We start from the raw sequence: 19,422 nt of genomic DNA on the forward strand, positions 1-19,422 counted from the left end.
GGCGCGGCCGACCCCGCCCGGCGCCCCGAGGTCCGGCTCACCTCGCAGGCCCCTGATGGACCTGGCAGACAGGACGGACGGGCAGGGCGGGCAGGGCGGGCAGGGCGGGCAGGGGCACTCGGCCACTCAGGGGCAGTCAGATCGGTCAGAGTGGTCAGGCCACTCAGGCGCCCGGCGGTCCCATCCGACTGGATGCCCGGATGCCCGGGGTGCCTGGGTGCCCGGGTGTCCGGGCCGCCCGACGCGGGGGGGGCCGAAGCGCTTGCCGTCCGGGTTGCGGAAACGGCGGAGGGCCGGGGCTGAAAGCCCCGGCCCTCCGGATCGGTCACTGCATCACGGCCATGGCGAGCGCGCGGCGGGCGCGCAGGGTCGCCCTCTCCGCACGGCGCTGGAGGCGGCGGGCCGCCACCACGCGCAGCGCCCTGCGTTCGGAGTCCGCCTCGTGCAGCCGTTGCTGCAGATGGGCTCGCGCCAGGGTTTCTGGCAAGAGTTGCATGTCCCGGTTCCTGTTCTGACGCATGGTCGTCGCGTCGGATGCCGCGTGTGCGGAAGTGTCGAGTGTGGATGTCATCGTCTGGACCTGCTTCTGAAGGTGGCGCGTCCATGGGTCGAGCGCCGACGGGTTGTCGATGGTTCCGGCTGCCGGGCGGGCGGCGGCCGTCCCTTGCGGGTGCGGGCTCATGCCGTCACCGGGTTCTTGCGGGGACGGCCACGCGGCCGCTTGCGCGGTACGACTACGCCCTGGACGAACAGCTCGCCGCCCCAGACGCCCCAGGGCTCACGGCGGTCCTTCGCGCCGGCGAGGCAGGCCTCGCGCAACGGGCAGGTCTGGCAGAGCGACTTCGCGTACTCGACGTCGGCCGGGGACTCCGCGAAGAAGACCTCCGGGTCGTAGGAACGGCAGGGAACGTCGACGCCGAGACGCTCGATGGCGTCGTCGAGCTCGGTGAGGGTGGTCAGCGGGGCAGTCAAGGAGTCCTCCGTGGTGGCATCGGGCGGCAGAGAAGGCGCGGGGCGCAGCGTCTGGGTGTGCGTCTCGGGGTGCACTGTCGGTTCTTCCTCGTCTGTCGGTGTCTGTTGTCTTGTCGGTCCGGCTGGTGGCCGGTCGGGGCAAACAGAAGGGCCGCGGATCCCGGTGTGGGTTCCGCGGCCCTGGAAGGTGCCGACCTGATCTCGCCGATCAGGCTGGATCTCTCCAGGGTTCGAGCCCACGGAAGGCCCACATCGTGTGGCGCTGCGTCTTCTGGCGTCCTTCGCCGGCACCCGTGGCCGCGGAAGCAAAGGCATAGGCAGACACCTGTGCCCTCGCTGCTGCTACCGCGAGTGCCTTGGTCGGTCGCTCATTGCCGCCGAGGTTGGCGCCGGACACACCGGTGCCACGGAGGCTGGCGCCGAGCAGGCAGGCGGAAATGACCGAGTGATCGGTCATTTTGATCTTGGTGATGATTGCGCTCACTGGTCTCCGCCTCCTCTCGGCGTCTCAGGGGACCGGCCGAAGCCAGTCCGGGGATGTTCAGGACTTAGTACAGCATGGAAGTGGGTGAGGCGAAAAGGCCCGCCCTCTCCATGTTCCGAGAGGCTATGAGGCTCCGGACGGCGGGCGCAAACTATTTTTCTCAGGTCTCTGTCACAGCTTCTTCACCGAGCTGCTCTCCCGCGCACAGAGCGAGGACATCTGCCCCGAAACGCTCCAGTTTGCGGCTTCCCACGCCGGAGATTCGGGCGAGGGCGGCGTCGTCCCCCGGCACGTTCTCCGCGATGGCGAGCAGGGTCTTGTCGGTGAAGACGCAGTACGGCGGCTGGCCGAGCTCTCTCGCCTGCTCGGCGCGCCAGTCGCGGAGCCGCTCGAAGAGCGCCTCGTCCAGGTCCGAGGGGCAGTCCTCGCAGCGCATCAGCTTCAGCTCGCCCGGGTCGGTCATCGTGCGCCCGCAGACCCTGCACCGCGCCGGGCCCCTGGGCTTGCGCGTGCGCGGCCTGACGGCGCCGCGCTCGATGCCTCCGCCGCCGCCCCGTGCCCGGGCCCCGACGGCGGCCGAGCCGGGCCGCAGCCCGTCCAGGAAGCGGCTCGGACGGCGCCCCGCCCGGCCGCCCGGCGAGCGCGCGAGCGCCCAGGAGAGCGTGAGGACGCGCCGGGCGCGGGTCACTCCGACGTAGAGCAGCCGACGCTCCTCCTCGATCTGCTCGTCCGTCTTCGCGTATGTGATAGGCATCACGCCCTCGGTGAGGCCGACGAGGAAGACGGCGTCCCACTCCAGGCCTTTCGCGGCGTGGAGAGAGGCGAGGGTGACGCCCTCGACGGTGGGGGCGTGCTGGGCGTTGGCCCGCTCGTCCAGCTCGGCGACGAGATCCCGCAGGGTCGCCTCGCCGCGCGCGGCCGCGAAGTCGCCCGCGAGCCGGACCAGCGCGGCGAGGGACTCCCAGCGGTCCCGCACGGCCCCCGAGCCCGACGGGGGCTCCGGCGTCCAGCCCTTGGTCGCGAGGACGGCACGGACCTGGGAGGGCAGGTCCACGGCGTCGTCGAGCAGCGAGTCGTTCCCCCCCGCGCGGGCAGCGCCGCGCAGGGCGACACCGGCCTCGCGGACCTCGGGGCGCTCGAAGAAGCGCTCGGCGCCGCGGAGCTGATAGGGCACACCGGCGTCGGCCAGCGCCTGCTCGTACACCTCCGACTGGGCGTTGATGCGGTAGAGCACGGCGATGCCGCTGGCGGGAACACCCGCGTCGATCAGCTCGCGGATGCGGCGGGCGGTGCCCTCGGCCTCGGCGGGCTCGTCCACATACTCCGCGTAGGCCGGGTCGGGGCCCGGGTCGCGCTGGGAGACCAGCTCCAGTCGGTGCTCGGCGGCGCGGCCGCGGGCCTGGGACAGGAGCCCGTTCGCGAGGTGGACGACCTGGGGCGTCGAACGGTAGTCCCGCACGAGCTTGACGACGGTGGCCCGTGGGTAGCGGGCGCGGAAGTTGAGCAGGTGGTCGGGGGTGGCTCCGGTGAACGAATAGATCGTCTGGCTCGCGTCGCCCACCACGCAGAGGCTGTCGCGGTCGCCGAGCCACAGCTCCAGCAGGCGCTGCTGGAGGGGGCTGACGTCCTGGTACTCGTCGACGACGAAGTGCTGGTACTGCCCGCGGACCGTGTCGGCGATGTCCGGGCGGTCCTGGAGGACGCCGACCGTGAGCAGCAGCACGTCCTCGAAGTCGATCACCGAGCGCTCGCGCTTCATCTGCTCGTACAGCCCGTAGATCCTGCTGGTCTCGGCCGGGTCGCGCGGAGCCTCGCGGGAGGACTTGGCCACGGCGGCCGGATAGTCCTCGGGCACGGTCTGGGTGACCTTGGCCCACTCGATCTCGCTGGTGACGTCCCGCAGCTCGTTCCGGTCGAGGCGGACGCGGCAGCGGGCTGCGGCCTCGGCGACGACCTGGACCTTGCGCTCCAGGAGCTGCGGCAGCTCACCGCCGACCGCGCGGGGCCAGAAGAACTGGAGCTGGCGCAAGGCCGCCGAGTGGAACGTCCTGGCCTGGACGCCCGTGGCGCCGAGCTGGCGGAGCCTGCCCCGCATCTCGCCCGCGGCACGGTTGGTGAACGTGACAGCCAGCACACTCGCGGGCGGCAGGATCCCGGCCCGCACGCCATAGGCGATCCGGTGGGTGATCGCTCTCGTCTTGCCCGTGCCCGCGCCCGCGAGGACGCACACCGGCCCGTGCAGGGCGGTCGCCACCTCGCGCTGCTCGGGGTCGAGGCCTTCGAGCACGGCGTCGGCCGAGTCGGGAACCCGGGGGAAGAGAGTGGAGTCCGTTGCTGCTGTCACCCCGCCATGCTGCCAGTTCACCCGGGACGGCCGAGTACGTTGTCCACAGCCGGTCCGGGATTGTCATATCAATGCTCCTGGGGCCGGGGAGAGACGGCCGGGAGCGGCGGGAATGATGCGGTGGGAATGGTACGCCGCTGACGGGCGTTCACCCGAGGCAGTCACCGAGCATGAAGGAGCAGGAGACAGATGGCGGGCACCGTGACGATGTACAGCACCACGTGGTGCGGCTACTGCCGCCGCCTCAAGGGCCAGATGGATCGCGAGGGAATCGCGTACACGGAGATCAACATCGAGCATGACCCCGAGTCGGCGGCGTTCGTGGAGAAGGCGAACGGTGGCAACCAGACTGTCCCCACCGTCCTCTTCGAGGACGGCTCCACGCTGACCAACCCCTCCCTGGCCCAGGTCAAGGAGAAGGTCGGCGTCAGCGCGTAAGCAGGCGTCAGCGCGTAAGCCTGGCGGGAGACCGCGGAGCCGAGGTCAGGCGCGGCCTGGCTGCGGCAGCGGTTCTCCGTACCAGCGCTCGACCAGACGGGCCGCGATCGAGATGCCCGCGGGAGGGAGCACCTCCCCGGTCTCGAACGCGGCCCGTAGTTCGTCGCGCGAGAACCAGCGGGCCTCCTCGATCTCGTCCCCGTCGACGTGGATCTCCGGCGACGTCGCCCGCGCCATGAAGCCGAGCATCAGGCTGGACGGGAACGGCCAGGGCTGGCTCGCGACGTACTCGACGGGCCCGACCGCGACGCCCGCCTCCTCGGCGACCTCGCGGCGGACGGCGGCCTCCAGCGACTCGCCCGGCTCCACGAAGCCGGCGAGCGTCGAGAAGCGCCCCTCCGGCCAGTGCACCTGGCGGCCCAGGAGGGCGCGGTCCTGGCCGTCGGTGACGAGCATGATCACGGCCGGGTCGGTCCGCGGGTAGTGCTCGGCGCCGCAGGCGGGGCAGCGGCGGATGTGCCCGGCGGCGGCGATGACCGTACGTTCGCCGCAGCGGGAGCAGAAGCGGTGGGTGCGCTGCCAGTTCTCCAGGCCGATGGCGTGGACCATCAGTTCGCTGTCGCGGTCGGACAGCAGTACGCCCGCCTCGCGCAGGCCCGCCGCGCGCGCGATGTCGTCCATGCGTCCGGGCAGCGAGTCCTTCTGGAGCGCGAAGTAGCGCACGCCGTCCTCGTCGATGCCCAGGAAGTAGCGGTGGGCCTCGGTGAAGGGGGCGTCGAAGGAGGGCATCATCACCAGCTCGGTGGTGCCGTCCTCCTTGTCCTCGATCATCGCCTGCCCGCCGGAGACCACGAAGACGCGCGTCGTCGGGTGGCTCCATGCCGCCGCGAGCCACGCCTCGTCCAGCCGGTGGTGGGAGGCGCGGTCGATACCGCCGGTGCTGGTGAGGGTGATGGGACGGTCCGCGGCGATGCTGCCGGTGGTGCCGGTGGTGCCCGCGGCGGCGGTGCCGGTGGCGCCGGTGGTGCGTTCGGTCGAGGTGGTCACTTCGGCTTCCTACTCCCCCTGTGGTCAGGTGTGTCAGGACTCGGCATGCTCGCTCGGCCCCGCGTCGCTCAGGGCCGGCTCCGCGGGCTTCCAGTGCTCCGCGAGGTCTCCCCACAGGTACGCCGCGGTCTCGACGCCCTTGAACAGCAGGTCCAGTTCGACTTTCTCGTTCGGCGCGTGCCAGCCGTCCGACGGGACCGAGATGCCCAGGAACAGCACGGGCACCTCCAGAACGTCCTGGAGGTCGGCGGCGGGCCCGGAACCGCCCTCCCGCGTGAAACGGATCCGCTCGCCGAAGGCGCGGCCCATGGCGCGTGCGACCGACTGGAGCGCCGGATGGTCCAGGGGCGTCAGACAGGGGCGGGTGGCGCCCCAGAAGGTGATCTCGTGCCGGATCCCGGCGGGCAGGGAATCGGCGACCCATTCGCGGACGGACTGCTGGATCTTCTCCGCGTCCTGTCCGGCGACCGTACGGAACGAGAGTTTGAGCTGTGCGGCCGACGGCACGATGGTCTTGCCGCCCGGTCCCTGATAGCCGCCGCCGATGCCGTTCACCTCGGCGGTGGGGCGGGCCCAGACGCGCTCCAGGGTGGTGTGGCCCCGCTCGCCGAGGGCGGCGTGCGAGTGCGCCGTACGGAGCCACGCTTCCTCGTCGAAGGGCAGCTCGGCGAAGAGGGTGCGCTCCTCGTCCGTCAGCTCGGCCACGCCGTCGTAGAAGCCGGGAAGGGTGACGCGGCGGTCCTCGTCGTGCAGCGAGGCGGCCAGCCGGGCCGCCTCCATGGCCGGGTTGGGCACGGCGCCGCCGAAGGAGCCGGAGTGGATGTCCTGGTCCGGGCCGTACAGGTCGATCTGGCAGTCGGTGAGGCCGCGCATCCCCGTGCAGACGGTCGGGGTGCCGGCCGCCCACATGCCGGTGTCGGAGACGATCGCCGCGTCGCAGGCGAGACGGTCCGCGTGCGCCCGTACGAGCGCGGGGAAGTGCGGCGAACCGGACTCCTCCTCGCCCTCGATCAGCAGCTTCAGGTTGACGGCGGGCGCGCTGCGGCCCGTGGCGGCCAGATGCGCGCTGACGCCCAGGGTGTGGAAGAACACCTGCCCCTTGTCGTCGGCGGCACCCCGCGCGTACAGCTTCCCGTCGCGCTCCTCCGGCTCGAACGGGTCGGTGTGCCAGCCGTCCTCGCGGGCGGCGGGCTGCACGTCGTGGTGCCCGTAGACGAGCACGGTGGGGGCTCCGGGGTCCCCGGAGGGCCACTCGGCGAAGACGGCGGGCGCGCCGTCCGTCTCCCAGACCTCGGCGACGGGAAAGCCCGTCCCCTTGAGCTTCCCGGCGAGCCATTCGGCGCTGCGCCGCACGTCAGGGGCGCGTTCGGGGTCGGCGGACACGGAGGGGATGCGCAGCCATTCCGCAAGGTCCGAGAGGAATCCGGAACGCCGCTCGTCTATGAAGGCCCGGACAACGCTGTCCGGGGCCGCCGGGGTGATGCTCATGCCGTCGAGCCTATCGGGCGGAGAAAACTCCCTCCGCATCCGGCCGCTCGCCCGACAGGAGCCGTTCCAGCTCAGCGCGGTCCGGCAGCGCCTCGGGGCGCACCAGTTCGCCGCTGCGGACGTAGAGGAATCCGGCGCTCACCGCGCTCAGCGGGACGCCCTCCCGTTCGGCCCAGGCCAGCCGGTAGACGGCGAGCTGGAGCGGGTCGGCGTCCCGGCCCCGGCCGGTCTTCCAGTCGACGATCTCGTACGTCACACCGTCCGGTCCCTCCTCCCGGTAGACCGCGTCGATACGGCCGCGGACGATCCGTCCGGCGAGATGGAGCTGGAAGGGCGCTTCGATGCGGTAGGGGGTGCGACGGGCGTACGGGGTGCGCTCGAACGCCTCCTTGAGCGCCGTCAGGTCCCGCTCGTCCGCGATCCGCGGCGGCTCGCTGCCGTCCGGGCCCTCGCCGTCGGCGCCCGGCAGCTCGTCGGGGCCGAGCAGCGGCAGCGTCGCCTCCTCGAAGCGGGACTCGACCCACGCGTGGAAGCGCGTTCCCCTGCGGGCGGCCTCGGGGCGCGGCGGGCGCGGCATGGGGCGGGCCAGTTCGCGCGCGAAGCCCTCCGGATCGGCGGCGACCCGCAGGAGCTGCGAGGCCGTCAGCGAGGCGGGCAGCGGCACGTCCCGTACGGTCGCGCGGGAGCGGCGCAGCTCCCCCGCGAGCGCGTCGAGGTCCCGGTCCCAGGCGGCGGCCGTCCTGGCCTCCTCGGGGGTGAGCCCGTCGGCCGGATCGTCCGCCGCTTCCTCTCCTCGGGCACCCTCTCCCCGGGTCTCCTCTCCCCCGGCCTCCTCTCCCTGGCCCCCTTCCCCCTGGGCCTCACCGTCCGCAGGGGCGGACCCCAGATGGGCGAGCACCCGGGACGCCGCCTCGCGGCGCAGGGCGAACGCGTCCGGGTCCAGCGGCAGCGGCCAGACGCGCTCTTCCTCCGCCTCCTCCAGCGCGGGGTTCAGCGCGTCCTCGGCGGGCGGCTCCGTCCAGTGCTCGACCTCTCCGTGCGCCGGGTCGGCCTCGCAGTGGGCGCGCAGCGCCTCCAGGAACGCGGAGGGGCCGCGCGGGCGCTTCTGCGAGGGGCCCCACCAGTGGCCGGAGCCGAGCAGCAGCGTGCGGGGGCGGGTGAAGGTGACGTATCCCAGGCGCAGTTCCTCGGTGGCCTGGTGGTCGCGCAGGGCCGTGTCGTGGTCCTTGAGTCCCTTGGCGCTCCATCCGGGCACCTCCGGGAGGGTCGCCGCGTCGCCCCGCAGGTCCGTGGGGAGCACCTTCGCCTGGGTGAGCCAGCTCTCGCGGGCCTGCTCGCTGGGGAACTGCTTGGCGACCAGTCCCGGCACGGCCACGACGTCCCATTCGAGGCCCTTGGACTTGTGCGCGGTGAGCACCTTCACCGTGTTCTCCCCGCCGGGGAGGGAACTGTCGAGCCCCTTCTCGTACTGCGCGGCGGTGCGCAGGAAGCCCAGGAACGCCAGCAGGGTCGCCTCGCCGTCCAGGGAGGCGAACCCGGCGGCGATGTCCAGGAAATTGCCGAGAGTCTCGCGGCGGCGCGCGGCGACCGCGTGCGGGGAGGCGGACAGCTCGACCTCCAGCCCGGTCACGACGAGCACCCGGTGCAGGACGTCCATGAGCGGGTCGGCGAGCGAACGGCGCAGATCGCGCAGTTCGGCGGCGAGCCGCGCGAAGCGCACCCGGGCCTCGGGGGAGAACGGCAGCTCGTCCTCGTACCCGTCGGCGTCCAGGAAGGTGTCCAGGGCGTCGGCCAGGGAGCTGATCTCGGCCGGGTCGGCGCCCTCGACGGCGGCGGCGAGGCGGCGGTCGGGGTCGTCGTCCGTCTCGCCCCTCTGGTGCCGCACGAGCAGCCTGGCGCGGCGTCCGAGGAGCGCGAGGTCCCGTGGCCCCGTGCGCCAGCGGGGGCCCGTCAGGACGCGGACCAGCGCCGCGTTGGCCGTCGGGTCCTGGAGGACCTCGCAGACGGCGACGAGGTCGGCGATCTCGGGCAGGTGCAGCAGCCCGGAGAGGCCGACGACCTCGACGGGGACGTCCCGCTCGACGAGCGCGCCCTGGATCTCGGCGAAGTCGGCGGCGCCCCTGCACAGCACGGCGATCTCGCCGGGCGGTGTGCCCGTGCGGACGAGATGCGCGAGGGAGTCGGCGAGCCAGGTGATCTCCTCCGCGTGGGTCTCCAGCAGCGCGCAGCGCACCAGCCCCTCCCGCTCGGCGCCGGGGCCCGGGCGCAGCGCCTCGACGCCCTCGTGGCGGGCGCGGAGGGGCTCCGCGAGGCCGTTGGCGAGGCGGAGGAGCCTGCCTCCGCTGCGGCGGTTCTCGCTGAGGGAGAAGCGGCGGGCCGGGGCGCCGCCGGCGTGCGGGAAGTGACGGGGGAAGTCGTCCAGGTTGGCCACGGAGGCGCCGCGCCATCCGTAGATGGCCTGGCAGGGGTCGCCGACGGCCGTGACGGCGTGGCCCGTGCCCTCGCCGAAGAGCCCGGCGAGCATGACCCGCTGGGCGACGGACGTGTCCTGGTACTCGTCGAGGAGGACGACGGAGAACTGCTCGCGCAGGGCCCGTCCGACCTCGGGGAGGCGGGCCAGCCGGGCGGCCAGGGCGATCTGGTCGCCGAAGTCGATGCGCTCGTGGGCGCGCTTACGGGCGCGGTACTCCTCGACCAGGCCCGTCAGCTCGTCCCGCGCGAGGGCGGCCTGCGGGATCTTGCGCAGCTTCTCGTTGGTGAGCCGGACGCCGTCCAGCTCGTCCAGCAGCCGCGCGGTGTGGGCGCGCAGCTCGTCGGGGTCCACCATGTGCTCGGCCAGCTCGGCGTCGAGAGCGAGCAGGTCCTCGACGAGGGCGCTGACGGACTTGGTGAGCGCCTCGAACGGGCCGGGCGCGGCACGCAGCACGCTCGCCGCGAGCTGGAAGCGGGTGGCGTCGGCGAGGAGCCGGACGGTGGGTTCGAGGCCGAGGCGCAGCCCGTGCTCGGTCAGGAGGCGGCCCGCAAACGCGTGGTACGTCGAGATCTGCGGCTCGCCCGGGGCGTGGTCCGGGTCGGCCGGATCGGGGTCCGTGAGGCCCGCGCGGGCGAGCGCCTTGCGCACCCGCTCGGCCAGCTCGCCCGCCGCCTTGTTGGTGAACGTCAGGCCGAGGACCCGCTCGGGCGCGACCTGTCCGGTGCCGACCAGCCAGACGACGCGGGCCGCCATCACCGTCGTCTTGCCGGAGCCCGCGCCCGCCACGATGACCTGCGGGGCGGGCGGTGCGGTGATGCAGTCCGTCTGCTCCGGGGTGAACGGGATGCCGAGGAGCTCCTTGAGCTGCTCGGGGTCGGTGAGCTGTGCGGGCACCCGAGAGACGTTAGCCCCCGCGTCTGACAGCGGGGGCCCGGGGAGCCGTTCTCGTCGGGGCGGATCGTCCGGGCGACGGACGGGACGGTCATTCGACGATGTGACGCCCTTCCGGTCGCGCCGAGCAGACACGGCGGAAGGAGCACCGGTCGCAGTGCTGGCCGGGCGAGGGCGTGAAGCGCTCGTCCAGGACGCGTCCCGCGGCCGTCGCGAGCAGCTCGCCGACCCAGTCGCCCTTGTCGCCCCGGGGCGACTCCTCCAGAGGCTCCTGCTGCTGGACGACGGGCAGGGTGTCGCCCCCGTCGCGTTTGGGCGCTCCCTGGCGCAGGTGCACCAGCTCCGCGCCCCCCGCCTCGGGGCGCCGCCCGGCGAACAGGGAGTCGGCGGCGCCCTCCCTGATGGCGAGCTGGTAGACGGCGAGCTGCGGGTGCTCGGCGACCTCGGCGGCGGTGGGACGGGAGCGGCCCGTCTTGAAGTCGACGACATAGGCACGCCCCTGGGCGTCGGTCTCGACGCGGTCCATGCTGCCGCGGATACGGACGGTGTGTTCGCCCGCCTCCAGGGTGACGTCGAAGTCGTGTTCGCTGCCCACCGTCCCGCGCCCCTCGTCGCGCTCCCTGACGTGCCAGCGCAGGAAGCGCTCCAGTGCCGCGCGGGCGTTCTCCTTCTCCTGGAGCGACTTCCAGGGCGCGTCGAAGGCGAGTCCCTCCCAGACGGAGTCGAGGCGCTCCATGAGGACGGACAGGTCGGCGGGGGTGGTGCCGGAGGCGACCTCGTCGGCCAGGACATGGACGACGTTCCCGAAGCCCTGTGCCGCCGTCGCGGGCTCGTCGGCCTTGACCTCGCGGCCCAGGAACCACTGGAGCGAGCAGGTGTGCGCGAGCTGTTCCAGCGCGCTGCCGGAGAGCGCCACCGGGCGGTCCCTGTCGCGCAGGGGGACCTCGGAGCGCGTCGGCTCGTACAGGCCCCACCAGCGGTCCGGGTGCGCGGCGGGGACGAGTTCGTGCCCCTCGTCGTCCTGGAGCGCGGCGAGCCGGGCCAGGCGGCTGGCTGCTGCCTCGCGCAGCGCGGGCGAGGCAGCCGGATCGACCGTCGTGGCCCGAAGCTCGGCGACGAGCGCGGGGACGGACAGCGGGCGGCGGGGCCTGCTGGCCACCGCGCGGGGCTCGACGCCGAGTTCGGCCAGGAAGCGGGAGGGCTGGTCGCCGTCCTCGGCCTGGGCGCGGACGGCGGTGACGACCAGGCGCTCCTTGGCGCGGGTGGCCGCGACGTAGAAGAGCCTGCGTTCCTCGGCCAGCAGGGCGCCCGGCGGGAGCGGTTCGGCCAGGCCGTCACGTCCGATGCGGTCGGCCTCCAGCAGGGAGCCACGGCGCCGCAGATCCGGCCACAGCCCGTCCTGCACTCCCGCGACGACGACCAGCCGCCACTCCAGGCCCTTGGAACGGTGCGCGGTCATCAGCCGTACGGAGTCGGGCCGTACGGCGCGTCCCGCCAGAGTGTCGCCCGCGATGTCCTGGGCCTCCAGCTCCTCCAGGAAGTTGAGGGCGCCCCGGCCGCCGGTGCGCTCCTCCGCGCGCGCCGCGACCTCGAACAGGGTGCACACGGCGTCCAGGTCGCGGTCCGCGTTGCGCCCTCCGGGGCCGCCGCGCCGGGCGGCGCGCTCCAGGCGGCCCGGCCACGAGGTGCCCTCCCACAGCAGCCACAGGGCCTCCTCCGCCGTCCCTCCCCCGGCGAGCAGCTCGCGGGCCTTGCGCAGCAGCATCCCGAGCAGGTGGGCGCCGCGCGCGTGGCTGCCGCCCCCCGGCGAGCCGGGCGGCGGCACGTGCGCGACGAGCCGCTCGGGCTGGGCGAGCGCCTCGGCCAGCAGGACGTCGGAGGGGCGGGGCACGGCGGCGCCCGCCGCGCGCTCCTCCTCACGCAGGGCCCGCCCGAGCCGCCTCAGGTCGGCCGCGTCCATGCCGCCCAGGGGCGAGGTGAGGAGCGTCAGCGCCGTCTCGGTGCCGACGGTGCTCTCCTCGCCCTCGGCGGTCTCCGCCGCGGCCCTGAGCGCGGTCAGCAGCGGCGCGACGGCGGGCTCGTGACGCAGCGGTACGTCGTCACCGTCCACGTCGACGGGGACGCCCGCCGAGGTCAGCGCGCGGCGCGTGGACGGGAGGCTGCGCCCGCCCGCGCGGACCAGCACGGCCATCTCGCTCCAGGGGACGCCCTCTTCGAGGTGGGCGCGGCGGAGCAGGTCCGCGATGTTGTCCAGCTCGGCGCCGGCCGTCGGGTAGGTGAAGACCTCCACCCGGCCGCCGGGACGGGCGGGGGTGAGGGCGCGGTGCGCCCGTACGGCGTCGGCGGGCAGCCGGGTCAGCGGCATACGGCCGGTCAGCTCGCGGCTGGCGGCCAGCAGGCGCGCGCCGGAGCGCCGCGCGGTGCGCAGCACCCGCACGGGCGCGGGGGCGCCCGTGGCGCGCGGGAAGGCGCTCGGGAAGTCGAGGATGCCGTTGACGTCGGCGCCCCGGAACGCGTAGATCGACTGGTCGGGGTCGCCGAAGGCCACCAGGGTGCCGCCGCCCCCCGCGAGGGCCCGCAGCAGGCGCACCTGGGAGGGGTCGGTGTCCTGGTACTCGTCGACGAACACCGCGTCGTACGCGCCGCGCAGCTCCGCGGCGACGTCCTCGCGCTCGGCGAGCAGCACCGCGCGGTGGACGAGTTCGGCGTAGTCGAGCACCCCCTGGGCGTCCAGCACGTCCAGGTACTCGGCGAGGAATCCGGCCGCCGCGCCCCAGTCCGGACGGCCCGTACGGCGGGCGAAGTCCGCGAGCGCGTCGGGCCCCAGGCCCAGTTCCCTGCTGCGGGCGAGCACCGCGCGGACCTCGTCGGCGAAGCCCCGTGTCGTCAGGCAGGCCCGCAGCTCGTCCGGCCAGCGCACGGAGGCGCGCCCCCGCTCCTCCAGGTCGCGCTGCCCCTCGAGCAGGTCGCGGATGTAGAGGTCCTGCTCGGGGCCGGTCAACAGCCGGACGGGGTCGGCGTACAGGTCGGCCTCCTGGTGCGCGCGCACCAGCCCGTAGCAGTACGAGTGAAAAGTCGTCGCCCTGGGGGCGCTCGCGCGGGGAGGCGCGGACAGGCGCGCCGCCATCCGGTCGCGCAGCTCGACGGCGGCCTTGCGGCTGAAGGTGAGCACCAGGATGCGCTCCGGGTCCTCGCCCGCGCGCACCCGTGCGGCGACGGCCTCGACGAGCGTCGTCGTCTTGCCCGTGCCGGGTCCCGCCAGCACGAGGAGAGGCCCCGCGGAATGGTCAACCACGGCGCGCTGAGCTGCGTCCAACGCAGGGAGACCGACCGGCTCCGGGGGAGTGCGCACCAGTCGGTACGCACCCGGCTCAGGGGCCTGCCGCCGCGTGTCGGACGGGATGGAGGAACTCACGTGGATCGCCTAGGGGAGGGTCTGTGCAAGGTGGTACAGACGCTACGCCCGCGAGCACACGAGTCGCAGCGCCTCGCTCCTGTACTCCGTACGGACGGCTCAGCGCATGCGGTCGTACGGCATGACGGAAGCTGGTCTCTGTGAGCTGCCGCAGCGGGGGATCACCCGCCGTCCCCGCCCCCGTCCCACCGGGCGCGCCGCATGTCGACGCGCGGTATGTGACCGGCGGAGCGGGTGGTCGGGCCCTTGGGCTCGCGCAGCGGGGTGCCCTCCGCGTGATACTCCTCCAGGGCGCGCTGCTCCTCCCCCGGCAGCAGCACGCCGTCGGAGCGCACCACGCGCCACCACGGGACCGCCCCTCCGTACAGCGCCATCACCCGGCCCACCTGGCGCGGACCGCCCTCCTCCAGCCACTCGGCCACGTCGCCGTACGTCATCACGCGGCCGGGCGGGATCCGCTCGGTGACGTCCAGCACACGCTCCGCGTAGTCGGGGAGCTCCCCGGGGTCTGCTGCCATGAGGGCCATGGTGCCCTACGGCACCGACAGCGCTCCCCGGTTTCTGTTGCGTATCTCGCTCCTCCCGAATGCCCCCTCGTGCCACCAGGAGCCGCCCCCTCGTGCCACCATCTTCCGGGCGGTGGCGAGCACTGCGCACTCCCGGGGGGCGACTCCCGGATCATCAGCCGGACAAGCGGGCCAGTCGGGGGAAGCCGGCGGGTGCCGCGGGACGAGCCTCAGTGATACGGGACCAGGACGAGACGACAGACGGGCAGCGGCAGGGTGAACAGCCCCTCCAGGAGGGGGCTCCCGCCGCTGAGGAGCCTGCCGGGAAGAGGAACGTCCTGCGCGAGAATGGGGAGAGCCCGGAGGGCGTCACGCACGCGGACCGGGTCGAGATCGAGAGCGACGAGCCGCTGCTGTCGGCCCGCGTCCACCGGCCGTCGGATCTGCTGCGCATGGCCCTGGGCCTGCTCGGCATCGTCCTGGTGCTCACCATCGCGAACTTCGCGCACGGCACCACCGCGGGCCTGGAGCAGGACATCGACAAGGGCACCAAGGAGGCGCCCGATCTCCTGATCAGCCTGACCGGGCTGGCGTCGAGCATCGCCGTGCTGCTGGTGCCCGTCGCCTTCGCGATCGAGCGGCTGGTCAAACGCGACGGCCTGCGGATCGCGGACGGCGTTCTCGCCGCCGTGCTCGCCCACGGCGCCTCGCTCGCCGTGGACCTGTGGGTGGCGCGGGCGGCCCCGGACTCGATCCGGGACGCGCTGACCAAATCGTTCTCCGAGAGCGACGCCAGTACGCCCATCCACAGCTATCTGGCGCCCGTGATCGCCTATATGACGGCCGTCGGAATGGCGCGCCGTCCGCGGTGGCGGGTCCTGCTGTGGGCCGTGCTGCTGCTGAACGCGTTCGCCGTACTGGTCCCCGGCTACACGACGGCCTTCTCGATCGTCATCACCATCCTGATCGGCTGGACGGTCGCCTACGGCACGCTGTACGCCGTCGGCACCCCGAACGTCAGGCCGACCGGACAGACGCTGCTCGCCGGGCTGCGCAGGGTGGGTTTCAAACCGGTCAGCGCGCTGAGGGTCGAGGATCCCAGCGACGCCGACCGCCGCGACCACAACGACCGGGGACGCCGCTACCGCGTCACGCTGGAGGACGGCCCGCCCCTCGACGTCACGGTGGTCGACAGGGAGCAGCAGGCGCAGGGCTTCTTCTACCGGGTGTGGCGCAGGCTCGCGCTGCGCGGGATCACCCAGCGGCGCAGCCTCCAGTCCCTGCGGCAGGCCCTGGAGCAGGAGGCCCTGCTGGCCTACGCGGCCATCTCGGCGGGCGCCAACGCGCCCCGCCTGATCGCCACCTCCGAGCTGGGCCCGGACGCGGTGATGCTCGTCTACGAGCACATCGGGGGCCGCAGCCTCGACTCGCTGCCCGACGAGGAGATCACCGACGAACTGCTGCGCACCGCCTGGCACCAGGTGAAGGCGCTCCAGTCGCGCCGTATCGCGCACCGCCGTCTGGTCGGCGACGCGCTCCTGGTGGATCGTTCCGGCGCGGTCTACCTGACGGACCTGCGGGGCGGTGAGATCGCCGCCGGCGACCTCGTGCTGCTCATGGACATCGCGCAGCTCCTGACGACCCTGGGGCTGCGGGTCGGAGCGGAACGGGCGGTGGCCACGGCCGTCGAGGTCATGGGCCCCGACACCGTCGCGGACAGCCTTCCGCTGCTCCAGCCGATCGCGCTCAGCCGCAGTACGCGCACCACGCTGCGCCGTCTCGCCAAGGAGCGCGCGCAGCGCGAGCGCGAGGCGGTCATCGAGGCGTCCAGGGCCAACAAGGAGGCGAAGGCCAAGGAACACGAGGAGGCGGGCGGCGAGCCCGGCTCGCGGGCCGAACGCAAGACCCTCCGCGCGGCCAAGCACGCGGAGAAGAAGGCCATAGACGAGGCCCTGGAGGAGGCGCGCGAGGAGGACCTGCTCGCGCAGATCCGCCAGCAGGTGCTGCTGATGCGCCCCCAGGCGCCCATAGAGCCCGCCCGTCTGGAGCGCATCAGGCCGCGCACCCTGGTCAGCTTCATCGCCGGGACCCTGGCCGCGTACTTCCTGCTCACCCAGCTCAGCCAGGTGCCCCTCGACAAGGTCCTCAAGGCGAACTGGGCGTGGGTCGGCGGCGCCGTCGCGTTCTCCTCCCTGACCTACCTGTGCGCGGCGATGTCCCTCCTGGGCTTCGTCCCGGAGAAGGTCTCCTTCTGGCGCACCGTGCAGGCACAGATCGCGGGCTCCTTCGTGAAACTGGTCGCCCCCGCCGCCGTCGGCGGTGTCGCGCTCAACGCGCGCTTCCTCCAGCGCTCCGGGGTCCGTCCCGGCCACGCGGTGGCCAGCGTCGGCGCCTCGCAGCTCTTCGGGCTCGGCAGCCACATCACCCTGCTGCTCCTGTTCGGCTACATCACCGGCACCGAGCACACGCCCACCCTGTCGCCCTCGCGCACCGTCATCGCGGGCCTGCTGACGGCCGCGGTGCTGGTGCTGATCGTGACGGCCGTACCGGCGCTGCGGCGGTTCGTCTCGGAGCGGGTGCGCTCCCTGTTCGCCGGGGTCGTGCCGCGGATGCTGGACGTGGTGCAGCGCCCGCAGAAGCTGCTGACCGGCGTGCTCGGGATGCTGCTGCTGACGCTGATGTTCGTGATGTGCCTGGACGCGTGCGTACGCGCGTTCGGCTACCAGGCGAGCTACGCCAGCCTCGCGGTCGTCTTCCTCACGGCCAACGCGCTGGGTTCGGCGGCCCCCACCCCCGGCGGTCTGGGCGCGGTCGAGGCGGCCCTCATCGGTGCGCTGATCGCCTTCGGGGTACCGAAGGAGGTCGCGACGCCGGCGGTGCTGCTGTTCCGGCTGATGACCCTGTGGCTTCCGGTGCTGCCGGGCTGGCTGTCGTTCACCCACCTCACCCGCAAGGGCGCGCTGTAGCTTCTGCCGACAGCGGCCGCACATGCAAGTCTGATCAAACAATCTTCCTTGCACTTGCGAGCCGAGGCGCCTTAACGTGCCGCACATGCGCTCGTACTCCATCGGCCGTGCCGCGCGGCTGCTCGGCGTCAGTCCCGACACGGTCCGCCGCTGGGCCGACGCCGGGAAGCTGCCCACCCACCGGGACTCCGGCGGCAAGCGGCTGATCGCGGGCACCGACCTGGCCGCCTTCGCGACGGCGCTCGCGGCCGACTCGGGCGCCGCCGACGAGGGCGGCGAGCCGTACACCTCCGCGCGGAACGCCTTCCCGGGGATCATCACCGCCGTGAAGCTCGGCGACGTGGCCGCCCAGGTCGAGATCCAGGCAGGCCCGCACCGGCTCGTCTCCCTGCTCACCCGCGAGGCCGTCGAGGAGCTGGGACTGGCCGTCGGCATGGAGGCCGTGGCCCGCGTGAAGTCCACGAACGTGCACATCGACCGCACCTGAGCGCTGGAGAGCCGCTGATGCCGACCGAACCGAGCCGTCCCCTCCCCCGCCGCCGCGCGCCCCGCTGCGGGACGCTCAGGGCCGCCCTGACGGCCTCCGCGGCCCTCGCCGTCGCCGCGCCCCTCCTCGCGGGCTGCGGGGACGACGCCGCGGGCTCCGAGGGCAAGGGCGGCGCGACGCTGCGCGTGCTCGCCGCCTCCTCGCTCACGGACGTGTTCAAGGCCGCGGGCAAGGCGTACGAGAAGGAGCACCCGGGGACCACCGTGAAGTTCTCCTTCGCCGGGTCCCAGGAACTGGCCGCGCAGGTGCGCGAGGGCGTGCCCGCCGACGTCCTGGTCACCGCCGACACCAAGACCATGAAGGGGCTGAGCGGCGAGACCGCCGCCGAACCGTCCGTCATCGCGAAGAACCGGCTCACCATCGCGACCGCCCCCGGGAACCCGCACCACGTCCGCTCCCTGAAGGATCTGTCCAAGAAGGACCTCAAGGTCGTGCTCGCCGCCTCCGAGGTGCCCGTCGGACGGTACGGGCAGCAGATCCTGGACGAGCAGCACGTCAAGGTGGACCCCGTCTCCCGCGAGGTCAACGTCCGTTCGGTGCTCACCAAGGTCGAGATGGGCGAGGCCGACGCCGGGCTCGTCTACGTCACGGACGCGACGGTCGCCGGGGACAAGGTCGGCACCGTACGGATCCCGGACGCGCGGAACGCCGTCGCCAGCTATCCGGCGGCGCCGCTCAAGAGCTCGAAGCATGCCAAGGACGCAGCCGCCTTCAGCAAGTGGCTCGGTTCCCCCGAGGCGCAGAAGCTGCTGCGCGAGGCGGGCTTCGGCAAGCCATGAGCGACGGCACGCGCCTCGCGCCCCCGCGCGGCCCCGGACGTGAGGACGACGACCGGGGCCGGGAGCCCGTACGCGCGTCCGTCCGCGCCCGTACGGGCGCCCGCCGGGGCCCGGCGCGCCGGTACGGGAGGCGTGGACGGCGGGGCCGAACGCAGGGCGCGCCCCCCGTGCTCACGGCGCCCGCGCTGCTCGCCGTCGCGTTCCTGCTGATCCCCCTGCTCGGGATCGTCACCGAGTCGCCCTGGAAGGGGCTCGGTTCCCGGCTCGGCTCGCCGGAGGTCGGGCAGGCGCTCGGCCTCTCGCTGCTCGTCTCCGGCTGGGCGCTGCTGCTGGCCCTCCTGCTGGGCCTCCCCCTGGCCTGGCTGCTGGCCCGGGTCGACTTCCCCGGCAAGGCCCTCGTGCGCTCCCTGGTGCTGCTGCCGATGGTGCTGCCCCCGACCGTGGCGGGCGTCGCCCTGCTGCGCGGCTTCGGCCGCAGGGGCCTGCTGGGCGGCCCGCTGGAGGCGCTCGGGATCAGCCTGCCGTTCAGCACGGCCGGGGCGGTGGTGGCGGCGGCCTTCGTCTCCATGCCGTTCCTGGTCATCACCATGGAGGGCGCGCTGCTGGGGCTGCATCCCCGGTACGAGGAGGCGGCGGCGACCATGGGCGCCTCGACCTTCCAGACGCTCCGGTACGTCACGCTGCCGATGGTGATGCCCTCGCTCGCCGCGGGAGCGGCCCTGTGCTGGGCCCGCGCGCTGGGCGAGTTCGGCGCGACCATCACGTTCGCGGGCAATCTGCCGGGCAGCACGCAGACGCTGCCCCTCCAGGTGTATCTGCTGCTCCAGGACGACCCGGAGGGCGCCACCGCCATCTCGCTGCTGCTGCTGGCGACGGCGGCACTGGTGCTGTGCGCGCTGCGGGGACGGTGGCTGGGACGGGGGTCCACGGAGTAACGGGACGCCAGGGGGTAACGGGCACCACGGGGTAACGGGGCGCCACGGGGCAGGGGCGCGCCCCGGAGCTTCCCCGGCCCGCCCCCCGCGTCACCGTACGCAGCCACCCGTACGCCCCGTACAGCGCGCCGCCACCG

14 protein-coding genes are annotated in these 19,422 nt (G+C 73.4%); 5 read left to right on the plus strand and 9 right to left on the minus strand.

The genetic code is table 11. From position 1 onward, the window contains the following. Positions 1 to 325: 325 nt before the first annotated feature. The 4 genes from ABD343_RS12200 to ABD343_RS12215 form a co-directional block, all read right to left on the minus strand. Complete coding sequence (locus ABD343_RS12200) at positions 326 to 682, minus strand: hypothetical protein (RefSeq protein WP_344527114.1); 357 nt, start codon at positions 680 to 682, stop codon at positions 326 to 328. Then, a complete protein-coding gene (locus ABD343_RS12205; protein ID WP_344527116.1) occupies positions 679 to 1,047 on the minus strand; it encodes a WhiB family transcriptional regulator in 369 nt (122 codons plus the stop codon). The genes ABD343_RS12200 and ABD343_RS12205 overlap by 4 nt, the downstream gene beginning before the upstream one ends. Positions 1,048 to 1,180: 133 nt before the next feature. After that, positions 1,181 to 1,456, minus strand: coding sequence for a hypothetical protein (locus tag ABD343_RS12210; RefSeq protein ID WP_344527118.1), 276 nt, complete (start codon positions 1,454 to 1,456; stop codon positions 1,181 to 1,183). Between the two features lie 160 nt (positions 1,457 to 1,616). Further along, on the minus strand, positions 1,617 to 3,800 hold the full coding sequence (locus tag ABD343_RS12215) for an ATP-dependent DNA helicase UvrD2 (RefSeq protein WP_344527120.1): 2,184 nt from the start codon (positions 3,798 to 3,800) through the stop codon (positions 1,617 to 1,619). Positions 3,801 to 3,989: 189 nt separating this feature from the next. Between ABD343_RS12215 and ABD343_RS12220 the strand changes: the two genes are divergently transcribed. Next, positions 3,990 to 4,238, plus strand: coding sequence for a mycoredoxin (locus ABD343_RS12220; RefSeq protein ID WP_344527122.1), 249 nt, complete (start codon positions 3,990 to 3,992; stop codon positions 4,236 to 4,238). A gap of 45 nt (positions 4,239 to 4,283) precedes the next feature. On the opposite strand, the gene nudC is transcribed toward ABD343_RS12220, so the two are convergent. The 5 genes from nudC to ABD343_RS12245 all read right to left on the minus strand — a co-directional run bounded on the left by nudC (position 4,284) and on the right by ABD343_RS12245 (position 14,070). Then, positions 4,284 to 5,210 (minus strand): NAD(+) diphosphatase, encoded by a 927-nt coding sequence (gene nudC / locus ABD343_RS12225; RefSeq protein ID WP_344528531.1) that lies wholly within the window; start codon positions 5,208 to 5,210, stop codon positions 4,284 to 4,286. A gap of 108 nt (positions 5,211 to 5,318) precedes the next feature. Continuing rightward, entirely contained in the window at positions 5,319 to 6,773 is a 1,455-nt protein-coding gene (locus ABD343_RS12230; RefSeq protein WP_344527124.1) for a dipeptidase, read from the minus strand. A gap of 10 nt (positions 6,774 to 6,783) precedes the next feature. Continuing rightward, the gene (locus ABD343_RS12235; RefSeq protein WP_344527126.1) at positions 6,784 to 10,140 is read right to left on the minus strand and encodes an ATP-dependent helicase; all 3,357 of its coding nucleotides are present in this window, start codon (positions 10,138 to 10,140) and stop codon (positions 6,784 to 6,786) included. 88 nt (positions 10,141 to 10,228) lie between these two features. Further along, entirely contained in the window at positions 10,229 to 13,558 is a 3,330-nt protein-coding gene (locus tag ABD343_RS12240) for an ATP-dependent helicase (protein ID WP_425578189.1), read from the minus strand. Between the two features lie 155 nt (positions 13,559 to 13,713). Continuing rightward, a complete protein-coding gene (locus ABD343_RS12245) occupies positions 13,714 to 14,070 on the minus strand; it encodes an MGMT family protein (RefSeq protein WP_344527130.1) in 357 nt (118 codons plus the stop codon). A gap of 68 nt (positions 14,071 to 14,138) precedes the next feature. Here ABD343_RS12245 and ABD343_RS12250 point away from each other — a divergent pair, with 68 nt between their 5' ends. The 4 genes from ABD343_RS12250 (at position 14,139) to ABD343_RS12265 (ending at position 19,285) form a co-directional block, all read left to right on the plus strand. Then, positions 14,139 to 17,024: a lysylphosphatidylglycerol synthase transmembrane domain-containing protein gene (locus ABD343_RS12250; protein WP_425578161.1), complete on the plus strand. Its 2,886-nt coding sequence runs from the start codon at positions 14,139 to 14,141 to the stop codon at positions 17,022 to 17,024. 85 nt (positions 17,025 to 17,109) lie between these two features. After that, positions 17,110 to 17,511: a TOBE domain-containing protein gene (locus ABD343_RS12255; protein WP_344527134.1), complete on the plus strand. Its 402-nt coding sequence runs from the start codon at positions 17,110 to 17,112 to the stop codon at positions 17,509 to 17,511. Positions 17,512 to 17,528: 17 nt separating this feature from the next. Continuing rightward, positions 17,529 to 18,350 carry a molybdate ABC transporter substrate-binding protein gene (gene modA, locus ABD343_RS12260; RefSeq protein WP_344527137.1) on the plus strand — a complete coding sequence of 274 codons (822 nt, stop codon included), beginning with the start codon at positions 17,529 to 17,531 and terminating at the stop codon, positions 18,348 to 18,350. After that, on the plus strand, positions 18,347 to 19,285 hold the full coding sequence (locus ABD343_RS12265) for an ABC transporter permease (protein WP_425578162.1): 939 nt from the start codon (positions 18,347 to 18,349) through the stop codon (positions 19,283 to 19,285). Before modA ends, ABD343_RS12265 begins: the two co-directional genes overlap by 4 nt. Positions 19,286 to 19,422 lie beyond the last annotated feature (137 nt).

Source organism: Streptomyces albiaxialis, from assembly GCF_039530985.1.
GTDB lineage: Bacteria > Actinomycetota > Actinomycetes > Streptomycetales > Streptomycetaceae > Streptomyces > Streptomyces albiaxialis.